General features: G+C 59.6%; 12 protein-coding genes. 1 reads left to right on the top strand and 11 read right to left on the bottom strand.

Features of this window, described 5'->3' with window-relative positions; genetic code table 11:
• Nucleotides 1-14: 14 nt before the first annotated feature.
• From IF10I1_RS14565 to IF10I1_RS14515, 11 genes are all read right to left on the bottom strand, one after another.
• Nucleotides 15-1,097 (bottom strand): DUF4917 family protein, encoded by a 1,083-nt coding sequence (locus tag IF10I1_RS14565; RefSeq protein ID WP_186393353.1) that lies wholly within the window; start codon nucleotides 1,095-1,097, stop codon nucleotides 15-17.
• Nucleotides 1,094-2,173 carry a serine/threonine-protein kinase gene (locus IF10I1_RS14560; RefSeq protein ID WP_186393352.1) on the bottom strand — a complete coding sequence of 360 codons (1,080 nt, stop codon included), beginning with the start codon at nucleotides 2,171-2,173 and terminating at the stop codon, nucleotides 1,094-1,096. The genes IF10I1_RS14565 and IF10I1_RS14560 overlap by 4 nt, the downstream gene beginning before the upstream one ends.
• The gene (locus IF10I1_RS14555; protein WP_186393351.1) at nucleotides 2,170-2,487 is read right to left on the bottom strand and encodes a hypothetical protein; all 318 of its coding nucleotides are present in this window, start codon (nucleotides 2,485-2,487) and stop codon (nucleotides 2,170-2,172) included. The genes IF10I1_RS14560 and IF10I1_RS14555 overlap by 4 nt, the downstream gene beginning before the upstream one ends.
• 877 nt (nucleotides 2,488-3,364) lie before the next feature.
• On the bottom strand, nucleotides 3,365-4,390 hold the full coding sequence (locus IF10I1_RS14550; RefSeq protein WP_186393350.1) for a zinc-binding dehydrogenase: 1,026 nt from the start codon (nucleotides 4,388-4,390) through the stop codon (nucleotides 3,365-3,367).
• Entirely contained in the window at nucleotides 4,387-5,448 is a 1,062-nt protein-coding gene (locus tag IF10I1_RS14545) for a branched-chain amino acid ABC transporter permease (protein ID WP_186393349.1), read from the bottom strand. The genes IF10I1_RS14550 and IF10I1_RS14545 overlap by 4 nt, the downstream gene beginning before the upstream one ends.
• Nucleotides 5,449-5,452: 4 nt before the next feature.
• Complete coding sequence (locus IF10I1_RS14540; RefSeq protein ID WP_186393348.1) at nucleotides 5,453-6,310, bottom strand: branched-chain amino acid ABC transporter permease; 858 nt, start codon at nucleotides 6,308-6,310, stop codon at nucleotides 5,453-5,455.
• Nucleotides 6,297-7,031, bottom strand: coding sequence for an ABC transporter ATP-binding protein (locus tag IF10I1_RS14535; protein WP_186393347.1), 735 nt, complete (start codon nucleotides 7,029-7,031; stop codon nucleotides 6,297-6,299). The genes IF10I1_RS14540 and IF10I1_RS14535 overlap by 14 nt, the downstream gene beginning before the upstream one ends.
• Nucleotides 7,028-7,753 (bottom strand): ABC transporter ATP-binding protein, encoded by a 726-nt coding sequence (locus tag IF10I1_RS14530; RefSeq protein WP_186393346.1) that lies wholly within the window; start codon nucleotides 7,751-7,753, stop codon nucleotides 7,028-7,030. The genes IF10I1_RS14535 and IF10I1_RS14530 overlap by 4 nt, the downstream gene beginning before the upstream one ends.
• Before the next feature lie 74 nt (nucleotides 7,754-7,827).
• Entirely contained in the window at nucleotides 7,828-9,123 is a 1,296-nt protein-coding gene (locus IF10I1_RS14525) for an ABC transporter substrate-binding protein (RefSeq protein ID WP_186393345.1), read from the bottom strand.
• Between the two features lie 66 nt (nucleotides 9,124-9,189).
• Complete coding sequence (locus tag IF10I1_RS14520; protein WP_186393344.1) at nucleotides 9,190-10,023, bottom strand: SDR family NAD(P)-dependent oxidoreductase; 834 nt, start codon at nucleotides 10,021-10,023, stop codon at nucleotides 9,190-9,192.
• A 29-nt stretch (nucleotides 10,024-10,052) separates the two neighbouring features.
• Nucleotides 10,053-10,568, bottom strand: a complete 516-nt coding sequence (locus IF10I1_RS14515) for a 2,4'-dihydroxyacetophenone dioxygenase family protein (protein WP_186393343.1) — start codon at nucleotides 10,566-10,568, stop codon at nucleotides 10,053-10,055.
• Between the two features lie 285 nt (nucleotides 10,569-10,853).
• On the opposite strand from IF10I1_RS14515, the gene IF10I1_RS14510 reads away from it, so the two are divergent.
• Nucleotides 10,854-12,470, top strand: a complete 1,617-nt coding sequence (locus IF10I1_RS14510; protein WP_186393342.1) for a XylR N-terminal domain-containing protein — start codon at nucleotides 10,854-10,856, stop codon at nucleotides 12,468-12,470.
• Nucleotides 12,471-12,489 lie beyond the last annotated feature (19 nt).

Raw genomic sequence — 12,489 nt, 5'->3', positions numbered from 1 at the left:
GTTAAAACTGAGTTTCAACCCCAGACCTTGGCCGAGGCCGCGTCAAAGTATTCAACCTTCAGTGCAGGAAAAGTTCGCGGTCGCAGCCCGACGATTTGATCAACGTTAGCGCGGATTTTTTGGTTCGCTTTACTGGATGGGTCGCCGTAAAGGCTGACAAACAGATGAACGATCTTCCCGCGACCAATCATATTTAGAACATGGGAATCAGTCTTCGCGAACGAGTGGCCATATACAAATAACGCCGTGCCTTCCCTTGATTTCGTCTGACACACGCTGGCGAAGCTTTTGAAATTGTGGTGAAGGTAGGCGCTGTGCTGGATCTTCGTCAGCTTGCTCTTGCTGTCGCCCTCTGCCACAAAAACTGGGAACAAGTTCTTTGTCAAAGCTTCATTTGCTTGGTCAACCAACGCCTTCCCGGTATTCACCCACGTGTACTTCTGTAGCTGGTAACCCGCATCGAACAAGTGAAGCGCTCCATGCAGATAATGGATGTTTTGGCCATGTGCGGCTCCTTCACCCTGCCATTCGACATAAGGTGCGTCGTAGTCTTCTTGATCCTTTCGGAATCCATCATCGTGATTCAATTGAATACGTGCCAGCACATCTTCTTCTTCGTGCATCAGTGCCCAATAGAGCAGCAGGTCGTAGTTCATCGTATAAATTTTACCGCTCGCTCCTTCGCCGACAAAGTTTGAGAGAAAGGTGCGGCAAGCGGCATAGCGCTCATCTGAGATGTCGCTTGGCCGGGCCGGATGACGGCCTGCGACGGCTTGGATAAGATCAGTCTTGAGCTTATCGGCATCGGCCAGCAGCCGCCCCTTAGTCTTTACGAATTTTGGCCTATAGACACTGACGATCGTAGCGGCGTTCTGAAGCGCACGAATGACCTCTTCGAAGTCCTGAGTGGCCATCTCCGAAAAGATCGTGACCAGTTCGTTGGACATGGTCTTCTTGGCTTCTTCGAAGAGAGAGCCATATGCAAAGATGTCCGGCTTGCAGGCGATGCTGAAGCCGTTGCCAATCAGAAGGTGCTTCTTGCCGTATATGTCAGCGTTTTTGAGTGCCTGACCGAAGTCGAAAATTTTGACGGTCATAACACTTTCCCATCCACGACGGCTTTGAGAAAGCTGACGATAAGTTTGCCTGCCTCGGGTTTGCTGAGGTTCTTATCGGTGAATTGGGAAATGCGAGTTTCCCGGCCCGAAGTCCGATTTGTCTTGAAAGCGGAAACGGAAGCGTTCGATCCAACTGCAGGCGTTTGCTCAAACCGATAGGTGTGCCGCGCATCTTCGCCGCGTAGCATTCCCGTGGCATCAACTGTCCAGTGTCCCGAATACGAGAGTTTTTCGAGCGCGCGCCTCATATCTAATGCCGACTGAAAGCGTTTGGCGGGATTTGGGGCAATTGATGTCATGACCGCACGGCAAACCGCATTCGGGATGAAGGGCGGAAAGTCTGCGCGGGTGATTAGCGATCCCCTCGCAAGTGCATCAGCATAAGCAGCATCACCAAGCGTGTTAAACTTCGCTTCGAGGGCAGGAAGACCAACCAGCAATCTAAAAAGGGTAAGGCCGGTCTGGAAAATGTCTGTGCGCGCTTCGATGCCGTTGCCTGCAACCGTCTCTGGGGCGGCGTGAAGCACATACCAACTCGAAGGTTGAACGGGCGCTCCGGTAGCTGAAATGCCGACGATTCCATAGTCGGCAAGTTTAGCTTGACCTTGCCGACCGCGCAAAATGTTCTGCGGTTTCACGTCGTTGTGGAAGAAGTTGTGAAGATGCAGGTGCTCCAACCCTTGAAGCATATCGATTACCGTGCGCAAGGCAGTCGGCAACGGCAAAAAGTTTCGCGGATTTGCGAGAGTCGTTATTGAACCCTCTGGAAAATAATCCATTGCGATGACCACTTTACCGTCGGTAGCAACATCAGCCTGATGCACCCGCACAAGATTGTTGTGCGTGAACGCATGACCAACCTGAGCTTCGCGCAGACGCTCGTCGATGCCAATTCCAGCATTCAGGACCTTGATTGCGTACTCGTGATTTACCGCCTGATCCTGTGCCAGCCAGACCTCACCGAAAGAACCACGCCCGATAGGCCGCATCAGGCGATATTTATTGTAGAACGTGGTACCGTTCGTGATCGGCAGGGCGGCAGGGACGAGGTTCATGGGTTACTCGCCCCCCACCATGCCGCTATAATCGCGTCGGCCATTTTGCTGTCCCAGTAGCGTGTCGTCTGACCGACACGCGCAATAGCGTGGTCGCGAACCTGAGCGCTCCTTGTGCCGAGAGAAGCGTATATCTTCGTAACAACAGGCTTGTTGTGCAGACCGCAATAGAGAAGCAGCGCGGCTTCCTGATACGATGCAACGCGTTTCGCGTTGTTATCACCCTGCGTAAACTCACCCTTCTTGATGACAACGCGGGCTATATCAGGATGTGTATGGAAAATCCGCTCAAACTCACGATAGAGCCAGGTCACCTTTGCGGCATCCTCTGCGCAATCGGCGGGGAAGCGTAGACGACTTTCGGCGTCTACATTGAGGAGCACCAACGGTATTGTAGTACCATCGACAATTGCATAACGCGGTGTCGCTGGATCGCTTCGAAAGCCTAGTACAATCAGGGGCTATCTCCCTAATTTCTTATAATGCAACCGAGAATATATCGCCATTCTCGTCCAAACTGAAGAGTTTAGAGCAAAATAAATAAACTTTGATTTGACGTTTGGTGATCACCAAGCAGCGCTGGGTTTGCCGGAGGCCGATTTCGTTTAGTTACGCGGCCATGGTTTCAATTCCGAGAGCTGCGTAGAAGTTGGCCTCGGCTTCTGCCGGTGGAAGTTTCCGACCGGCTCGAGCAGGTGGCGGCAGTGACAGCTTTCGTCCGCAAGCCGTGTCCCATCCGTAAAGCGCAAGCAATAACAAAAACCGATCCAAGAGCGGGTTAGGCGGGCACCAGCACCATCCCACACTCCGCGCCGTCCCGGTCCTGTGCCGGGACCTGTAAGGGACGCAATGGCAGGAAAACTGTAGAGAATGTAACTCCCGACAGGTCAGCCCCCTCCCCTCCATCATCATCCCGGACGCAGCGCAGCGGAGATCCGGGAGCGGTGAGCCGGGGCTTCCCGTCACGCTCCACTAGCACCCCGGCTCTCCGGTCCCGGCTCGGAGGCCGGGATGACCTATTGGGAGCTTTGAGGACCATGACAGGCCCCGGCATGCCGAAGACTTCCAGGCCGGGGCGGCGCGGTGGAGGTGCGGGTGGGCGCAGGCGAGACCGGTTTCTGCCGATGCCCTTCGCGGCACTGCGGGGAATGGGCCTTGCGCGGCGGGCTGTGGCCGCGCAAGGGGTGATGGTCACAGCATGGCCATCTGCTCAGCGAAGGGATCGACCAGGACCTTGCACTGCGTTGTGCGCTGGCGCAGGGATTCGAACGCCAGGGGCATGGCGTTCAGTCCCACCACCTCGGAAATCAGGTTCTGCGGCGCAAAGCGGCCCGAATCCAGGGCGTCGATGGCATTGGCGAATTCGTGCATGTTGAAGAAGACGGACATGACGACCGTTACTTCCTTCGAGATCGCCCGGAAGGAATCCAGATGATCCGGCGCCGTGCAAAGCCCCAGGACGACGACCTTGCCGCGCGGGCGGACCAGTCCGATGCAATGGTCGATCAGGCCGGGCCGGCCGACGCATTCAAACACGATGTCCGGCGGTCCCTCGCATTCGGCAGCAACCCTGTCTGCCATGTCCGGGCCCGAAATCACGAAGCCGGTGGCCCCGAGGGTCATCGCACGCTCTGCCTGCAAATCGGTCAGATCCGCCAGAACAACCTTGCGCGCGCCCATGCGCCGCGCCCAGAAGGCGACCGCAAGGCCGATCGCGCCGGCACCGGCGATCAGAACGGTATCGCCCGGATTCATCCCTGACCGGGCAATGCCATGCAGCGCCACGGCCAGCGGCTCCGCCAGCGCGCCATCGGCCGCGGAAATCCCCCATGGCAGCCGCCGGCACTGATGCGCCTCGACGGCCGCATATTGCGCAAAGCCGCCGCCGATCAGGGTCATCTTTTCGCACCATGCGGGTTCACCGCGCAGGCATGAGGCGCAGCTCCCGCATCCGCGAATGGGCGCAACGCTGACCTGATCGCCCACCTTCAGCCCGAAGGCATCGCCGCCGGTCTCGAGGATCTCCCCGGAAAATTCGTGGCCGAGAATATCGCCCTTGCGAACGCCGAAGACTTCCTCCGAGGTCATGTGCAGATCGCTGCCGCAAATCCCGCAGCGGCAAACCTTCAAGAGAACCTGCCCGCGCCGCGGTTTCGGATCCTCGGCATCGCCGATGACGAGCGGTTTACCGATCCTGTCGAAAAGCGCGGCCTTCATGACGTCCTCCCGGTCCTGGTTGCTTGAGGTGTGACCAGCTTGCGGCCAACGGGGAACAGCGGGATGTGGATGCGGCTGGAGATCAGGCCCCATACGCCCTGACGGGCATAAAGGGCGGTCAGCAGCGTCATCAGGCCGAGCACCACCATGTAGACCGCGCCATATTGCGCAAAGAAGCGGTCGGCGACGAAATAGATCAGCGCCCCCACCAGCACGCCTTCGATGGTTCCGATACCGCCGACCATGACGATGAAGATGCAGATGTTCGCCCAGCTTGGATTGAACCCGGCGGCCGGCGTGATGCGCAACTGCGCCATGTAGTAGATCGCACCGGCAAGTCCGGTTCCCATGGCCGCGGCCACAAAAATCAGGAACCGCAGTCTCTTGACGTTGACGCCCTGGCTTTCGGCGGCAACCGGATTGTCGCGCATCGCCCTGAGCGCCAGCCCATGGCGCGAGCGCAGCAGCCAGTAGCTGCCGCCCACGGTCACAAACAGCATCGAGGCGCAAAGCCAGAGAATTCCAACCTGGCGCTCATGAAGAGAATACTGGCTCATCACACGAAGCGTCATGCCCGAGCCCGCGTTGACATAATCGATATTCAACACGATCAGCATCACCGCCTCTGCCACCACCCAGGTGCCGATGGCAAAATAGGGCCCGTCGAGACGATGAAGCAGGGCATAGGCCGGAAGCGCGAGCAGCCCCGGCACGAGGACACTGAGCCAGACAGCCAGGAATGGATTGATGCCGAAATTGGAGGCAAGCACGAACACCGTGTACCCGGCGACGCCGACAAAGGCCTGCTGGCCGACGGAGACGAGACCGGCATAACCGGCCAGAAGGTTCCACATCTGGGCAATCGCCAGGTAGACGGAAAATTCCACCACCCAGCGTATATGGCCTGAATGCCCCCACCAGGGCATTGTGATCATCGCGGCGAGAAGGACGATGCAGGACGCCGCAGCAACCCGGCTGGAACCTGTGTGGCGGATCACCGTCACATCGGGACCAGCCATGCCGGCAGCGGTTGGAAGAGCTGTATTTGCGGTGGTCATGGGGTCAGCCTCTGCTCATCAGGCCTTGCGGGCGGGTGGCAAGAACGATCAGAAAAGCAAGATGGCCCGCCAGCGTTCCAAAGCCCGGATCGATGCGGAAGCCGATGGCCTGGGCAATGCCGAGCACCATCGCGCCGGCGAAACCACCCCAGATCGAGCCCATGCCGCCGATGATGACCGCCTCGAAGGCGAAGATCAGCTGGGCCGGGCCATCGGCGGGCGACACGGTGGCGCGCAGCGCGAAGAAGACGCCTGATAGGCCGAGAATGCCCACGGCAATGGCCGTGGCATAGGCATAGACGACCAGCGGGTTCACACCGGTCATGGCCGCTGCCTCGGTGTCAGCAGCGGCAGCGCGCAGCGCGCGGCCGAAACGCGTACGGCGCATGAGGAGGTCAAGCCCTCCCGTGAGAAGCGTTGCAGCGATCAGGATCAGCAACGGCAGCAGGCCGATATAGATGCCGCCGATATCCACCGAGGCCGCCTCGATGCCTCCCCCCTGCATCGAGCGGGTGTCAGCCGACCAGATCTCCAGCATCAGGTTCTGCAATGCGATGGAAAGACCGAAGGTGGCGATCAGGGAAGGCAGCGGATCTCCGCCGACCACCTTGTTGAGCACGAGTTTTTGCAGGCCCCAGCCGATCAGCGCCGCCAGGGGCACGAGAACCAGAACCAGCGGCAGCGGTCCCATGCTGAAGGCGACGGAGGCGGATATGCCGATCAGCGCCAGCAGCACGACCAGATCGCCATGCGCGATATTGACGAGGCGCATGACACCGAACATCAGCGCCATGCCGAGCGCATACTGGGCATACATGCCGCCAAGCAGAACGCCCTGGATCAAGGCATCAAGCCACTTCATGACCAGCTCCGAAATAAGCTTGCGCGATGTCCGCGCGGGTGACGTCGCACGACATGCTTTCGAGCGTGATATGCCCTTCGAGCATGCAGTACAGGCGGTTGGAGGCGCTCTGGGCGAGCATCACATCCTGCTCCACGAGCACGATGGAGGTGCCTGTGCGGGCGATTTCCGGCAAAACCTCGTAGATTTCGCGGATCACCTTGGGCGCAAGGCCAAGCGAGATTTCGTCGCAGAGCAGAAGCCGGGGCTGGGCGAGAAGCGCGCGCCCGATGGCCACCATCTGCTGCTGTCCCCCCGACAGCTTTTCGACCTGGGCACTGCGCCTTTCCCGCAGAACCGGAAAGAGCTTGTAGATGCGCTCCAGTGTCCAGATCCTGCTGCTGGTCTTGCGGGCATGATCGATGGCAACCCTCAGATTGTCCTCGACCGACATTCCGGCAAAGAGGCGCCGTCCCTCCGGCACCATGGCGACGCCAAGCTGAACCATGTGATGCGGCTGACTGCCGCCAACCGGCTGGTCCTCGAACAGAACCATGCCGCGGTCAACGGGCAGCAGCCCCATGAGCGCCCGCAGGAATGTCGATTTGCCGGCACCGTTGGCGCCGATGAGGGCAACGGTCTCTCCGGCGGAGATGTTGAAGTTCACCGAAAACAAGGCCTGGAAATCGCCATAGCGGGCCATGAGGTTCCGTGTTGCAACAAGAGGTGGCGCCGCTGTCATGCCTCGATCCCCATGTAAACGCGCTGGACATCCGGATTGGCAATCACCTCCTTCGGCGGCCCCTCGGCGATTTTCTCGCCAAAATTCAGGACCAGCAGCCGGTCGGCCACCGCCATGATTGCGTTGAGCACGTGTTCGATCCAGATGATCGTGATGTTGCGCTCCCGGATCTTCCGGACGAGTTCAACCAGTTGGCGGGATTCTTCTTCGGTAAGCCCCCCGGCGATTTCATCGAGCAGCAGCAGTGCCGGGTTGCTTGCCAATGCCCGCGCCAGTTCAAGGCGCTTCCTGTCGAGAAGTGTGAGCGATCCGGCTGCCAGATTGGCCTTTGCCGACAGGCCGCATTCCTCAAGGATCGCTGCGCAAAAGGCATTCGCCTGCCTTTCGCTCAAGGATGCGCCGAACATGGCAGCGACCATGAGATTTTCAAAAGCGGTCATGCCGGCGTAAGGCTTCGGAATCTGATAGGTCCGGCCAATGCCACGGCGGCAGCGCTTGTGTGCCGGCTCGGACCGCAGCCTCTCGCCTTTGAACACGACCTCGCCGGAATCCGGCGTCACGTCACCGCTGATCATGTTGAACAGCGTGGTCTTGCCTGCCCCGTTCGGTCCCAGAATTCCGAGGATCTCCCCGGTGTGGACGTCGATATCCAGGTCATGCAGGACCCTCAGGGCACCATAGGACTTGGATATTCCCCGGCCCGATAGAATGATCTGCGCCATCACATGCTCTCTTGTGCATTGAAACCGGCGCTTCCGGACATCCTGTTCAGGGTGTCCGGAAGCGCTTCACAGCGTCACGACCATTTGATCGGCTGAAGCTGGGCCTCGGGCTCAATGAGCTTGCTGACGGAGTTGTCGACGATCTTCAGATCGTACATCCACTTGTCGCTCTTCACCCACTGGCCGCCGAAGATCGGTGTCTTGCAGATATTGGCATGCGGCCCGGAGCCAAATTTGATCGGGCCGACCAGCGTGTTGAGGTCGGTCGCCTTCAACGCGTCGCGGATGGAAGTCCGGTCCAGCGGATCCCGCGCGCGTTTCAAGGCGTCAATGGCAACTTCCCACAGCGCATGGGCATAACCCAGCGGCTGGATCCATTGCTTCTTCATCCTGCTTTCCCAGGCATTGGCCACGGCGCGGCTGTCTTCGCCGGTCAGCGACGACTTGAACGGGAAGGCCGGCGTCCACCAGACTTCCGAGCTCATGCCTTCGCCGAGCGGCCCCATCGCCTCCACGCCCGAAGGGAACAGCAGGGCTGCGGCGACCGTGACCACCTTCGGATTGAACTTCTGCTGGCTGGCCTGCGTGATGAAGGTCTTGAGGTCCGACACATAGGTGATGCCGCCAACGATATCGCAGCCGCCCCTCTTGTATTCGGAGATCTGCGCGGAGAAATCATTCGTGCGCGGCTGAAACATGCTCGGCACGATGGTCGTGAAACCGGCATTTTCGACAGCTGGCGGCAGACCATAATCGCGGTTGCCCCAGGTTTCGCCATCCGCATTGCGCGGAAACAGCATGCCGACATTCCTGTTCGTCTCCAGCGACTGCCAGAGGCCGACAAAGGTTGCGAGCGCGTCCTCAAGCCCCCAGAAGAAGTGATAGGTCCAGTCAAAAGGCATCTTATCGCCGCCCCGCGGCATCACAAAAGCCTGCCATGGCGCGGCGGACGAGATGCTGGGCACGCCGTTGAGCTCGGCCTGATCGGCGGCCGAATTGATGACGTCGGTGGTGGATGCAGGGATCAGAAGCTGGACATTGTCGTTGAGGATCAGTTCGCCCGCGAGTTCCGCCGACTTGTTGGGATCGGACTGGGCGTCGCGCACCAGGATCTCGACCTCATAGGTCTTTCCATCGTTCTGGATGCCGTTCGCCAGCAGTTCCCTGACGATGTCAAGCGTGTAGCTGTCGGCCTCGCCGAATGGCGAAAGCGGACCTGTCAGTGGACTGATGAAGCCGACCTTGATCTTGCCGCCGGATGCCCGGACCAGGCCGGGCATGGCGAGAGTCGCGGCAGCTGCCCCCATGGTTTTCAATGCAGTGCGGCGCGAAAACCGCGTCCCGTTGATGCCTTCCAGTAAAGTTTTCATGCTCCCCTCCCGTTGCTGAAAAAACGGCGCCGGGTCATCTCCTCCATGCCCGCCGCCCCGAATGAATCAATCTCCGGGCCGTAGATGCAGCCCCCCGTCGATCACCATTTGCGCGCCCGTGACGTAAGACGAGGCCGGTGATGCCAGATAGAGCGCGAGCCCCTTGATCTCGGAGGTCTCGGCCACGCGATGCAGGACCGACCATTTCTCGAAGGCCGCCCGGTCGGCGGCGTTCCGCAGCCTTCCACCTGCGATATTCGTCACGAACGGTCCGGGTGCGATGGCATTGACGAGAATGTTGTAACGGCCCAGTTCCATGGCGGCCTGGCGAACCAGATGCGCCACGCCGGCCTTGGCCGGCATGTAGGGTGTGCCGACGATTCCGTCGTTGTAGAGGGCGGCACAGGATGATGTGGCGATGATACGCCCGCCGCCCGACTGTTTCATGTAGCGCGCAGACAGCTTGATCGTGTTGAAGACGCTCGTCAGATTGGTGGCGATGACCTTGTCCCAATGCTCGTCTTCGAGATTGTCGATCTCCCCATGCGGATTGCGCTCGCCCTCTGGCGTCAGAAAGCCCGGCCCCGCATCGATCCCGGCATTGGCGAAGACGATATCGATGCTGCCATGCTCGGCAAAGACGCGGGCGAAGGCCTCCTCCATATTGGTCCGGTCGGTGACATCCACAGCCTGTCCCCAGACATTGGCGCCCCATACATTTCCCCCCGCCCGGCGAAGCGCGCCGAGCGTGTTGTCGAGTTCGGTCCGGCTGATGTCGAACAGGCAGACCTTGGCGCCGTTTTCGGCCAGTACTTCCGCATAAGCGCGGCCAAGTCCGCTGGCTGCGCCCGTGACGATGGCCGATTTTCCGGCCACATCGAACATTTTCTGCAATGACATGCGAGCAATCCGTTGATGTCTGGAAGATCTCAGATGAACATTTCCTGGTTGATTGGAATGCCCTTTTCCTCGCAGTAGCTCGTATAGTGGTTGATGAACCAGAAGACATCCGCGGTGAAATCGTATTGGCCCTTGTCGTCGTAGAATTCGATGGGGCCATTGATCCAGAAAATGGCCTTCACGCCGTTTGGATCGTCTGAATAAAGCGTGTGGTCAGTACCCGGCAGCTCGTAGATGAAATCACCCGGCCGTGCGACCCAGCTATACTCGTAATAGGCGAAAGAGCCTTCCAGCGTCAGAGCCGAGACGACCCCGCGGTGACGGTGCGTACCGATCCGGCCGCCGCCCTTCACCCAGAGAATATTGGCGACCGAGTTGGTCCGAACGTCGAAACAGAAGTGCTTGATCGCAGCGCTGTCGCCGAAGGGAACCCAGGGGTTGCGGGCATCATCACCCGGAATATGAGCGCCCTCGCGGGCATATTTCAGAATGGTCTGGTGATGCGGTTCTTCAGGCAGTCTGACGATCTGCGCCAGCTTGGTCATGGAAAATCTCCTCCCGGTTTTCCTTGTCTCAGCAAGTAAGATCACTCTGGATTTCAGGTCAGGAGAGGGTCAACGGGATAATTCCGCGAAACTCCAGGAACATTGAAGACAGAACTCAAGCTATTGATTCAAAACATCTAAAATCGTCGCTGCAGCGCAAAAATGACAGGACCAGCCGCCCGTTTATCAGCCTTGCAATGAATGAAATGATGAAACCGGTTTATTATTTCGTCACTTTATGGCTCGATCGAGCCAGTCGGTGCGGTTGATGAACGGGAGGTCATCATGAAGATCAACAGCGGTCAGGAGGCGCTTCTCGACCGGGGTGGAAGGCCTACCTTGCGCGAATTGCTGGCGCATCTCGTCTTCAGTCCGGTGAATGGGGTCCTGCGTCTCGGCGACGCCAGGATGGTCCTGCAGCGGACGAGCTTTCTCAGCCATCTGCGTGAGGAGATCGTGCGCAACTACGGGCGCGAGGATGCGTTCGTGCTTCTGCTGCGGCTCGGCTTTCAGGCTGGTGTCGAAGACTCCCGTTTTGTCCAGGCATCCTGGCCCAATCTTGATCCGGGTGATGCCTTTACCGCCGGCACGAGGCTGCATACCGTCAGCGGCGTTACCCGCGTGGAAACCGTCCACAATGACTTCGACTTCAAGAAGGGCAAATTCTCGGGCGAGTTCCTCTGGCATGAAAGCGCCGAAGCCTCCGAACACCGCAAACATTATGGCGACGCAAGTGAGCCGGTCTGCTGGTCGCTGGTCGGCTACGCATCCGGCTACGCCACCCACGCGCTCGGTAAACTGATTGTCTACAAGGAGACCGAGTGCAAGGCGATGGGCCACAAGCACTGCCGGGTGGTCGGAAAACCGGCGGAGGTCTGGGGAGAGGATGATCTCACGGTCCAGCTGTTCCGCCAGCAGATCATGCCGCGGTATCTCAGTGAGGAAGTCCGCACGCGGCCGCAGCGGGCCAGTCCGCGGGCGAACCCGAAGGATGGAATTGCGCGGCTCGAAGCCGTGGTGGTGGAACCGGTGCGCGGCCAGCTTGAGAGAATTGCCGCGTCGGGCTTGCCGGCGCTGATCAGCGGGCCGGCCGGCAGTGGCAAGGCCATCGCTGCCGGCTATCTCGCCAAGCTTGTGGCTCCGGGCACCAGGACATTGGACTTCGTGCCTGGACATGGATTGACGCAGGAGAAACTGCTTGCGTTGCTCACGCCACCTGCAAACCGGTCGGGTACGCGCCAGGTGCTTGTGTTGCAGGATCCCGAAGCGCTGGACCCAGGCCCTCAGATCCTGCTGGAGAACCATCTGCGCGCCGCCCCTGATCTGCTGCGCCGCAGCCCTCTGCTGATCATGTTGAGCGAAGCCTCACCGGCAGACTTCAGCGCCGATTGCCGTCTGCGTCCTGCACTTCGATGCATCCTGACGGCAACTTGCGTGGTGATGCCGCCGCTGTCGGCGCGCCGCAGCGATATCCCGGAAATTGCGCATAGCATGGCCGAGACGATTGCCGCGAGAATCCACGCGCCCGTCCGGGAGTTGAGCCCAGCAGCGGCACGCGTTCTATCGGACCTGCCTCTGCAGCAGAACCTGATTTCCCTTGAAACGATCATCGGCAAGGCGATGATGGAGGCATCGCCGTCGCAGCAGATCGAAGCTGCCCCGGTTGAAAAAGCCTGGGCTGAACTCCGCGCCTATATGGCGCCCACGGCTTCGGCCGGATCTCTTGAGACCGCCGCCCGCATGGCGTTTGATGCCGACGGTTTTGATGTGCAGCGTCTGAACGGAATGCTCTATGCGCTCGCCATGGACCGGGCTGCCGGAAACGTGGCACGCGCCGCCGAGTTGCTTGGACTGAGCAGGCCCCAGTTGGCCTATAGGCTCCGCGGAACGAACGCCCCGTGATCCCAAACACCATGCTCGC

Source organism: Pannonibacter sp. I15F10I1 (genome assembly GCF_900185665.1).
Classification (GTDB): domain Bacteria; phylum Pseudomonadota; class Alphaproteobacteria; order Rhizobiales; family Stappiaceae; genus Pannonibacter; species Pannonibacter indicus.
This window is presented reverse-complemented; position numbering and strand designations above follow the sequence as displayed.

Bases quoted from the DNA above. Each gene is read 5' to 3' on its own strand.
- IF10I1_RS14550 (WP_186393350.1), bottom strand. From the start codon at position 4,390: ATGAAGGCCGCGCTTTTCGACAGGATCGGTAAACCGCTCGTCATCGGC.
- IF10I1_RS14525 (WP_186393345.1), bottom strand. From the start codon at position 9,123: ATGAAAACTTTACTGGAAGGCATCAACGGGACGCGGTTTTCGCGCCGC.
- IF10I1_RS14535 (WP_186393347.1), bottom strand. From the start codon at position 7,031: ATGACAGCGGCGCCACCTCTTGTTGCAACACGGAACCTCATGGCCCGC.
- IF10I1_RS14565 (WP_186393353.1), bottom strand. From the start codon at position 1,097: ATGACCGTCAAAATTTTCGACTTCGGTCAGGCACTCAAAAACGCTGAC.
- IF10I1_RS14560 (WP_186393352.1), bottom strand. From the start codon at position 2,173: ATGAACCTCGTCCCTGCCGCCCTGCCGATCACGAACGGTACCACGTTC.
- IF10I1_RS14540 (WP_186393348.1), bottom strand. From the start codon at position 6,310: ATGAAGTGGCTTGATGCCTTGATCCAGGGCGTTCTGCTTGGCGGCATG.
- IF10I1_RS14545 (WP_186393349.1), bottom strand. From the start codon at position 5,448: ATGACCACCGCAAATACAGCTCTTCCAACCGCTGCCGGCATGGCTGGT.
- IF10I1_RS14515 (WP_186393343.1), bottom strand. From the start codon at position 10,568: ATGACCAAGCTGGCGCAGATCGTCAGACTGCCTGAAGAACCGCATCAC.
- IF10I1_RS14510 (WP_186393342.1), top strand. From the start codon at position 10,854: ATGAAGATCAACAGCGGTCAGGAGGCGCTTCTCGACCGGGGTGGAAGG.
- IF10I1_RS14520 (WP_186393344.1), bottom strand. From the start codon at position 10,023: ATGTCATTGCAGAAAATGTTCGATGTGGCCGGAAAATCGGCCATCGTC.
- IF10I1_RS14530 (WP_186393346.1), bottom strand. From the start codon at position 7,753: ATGGCGCAGATCATTCTATCGGGCCGGGGAATATCCAAGTCCTATGGT.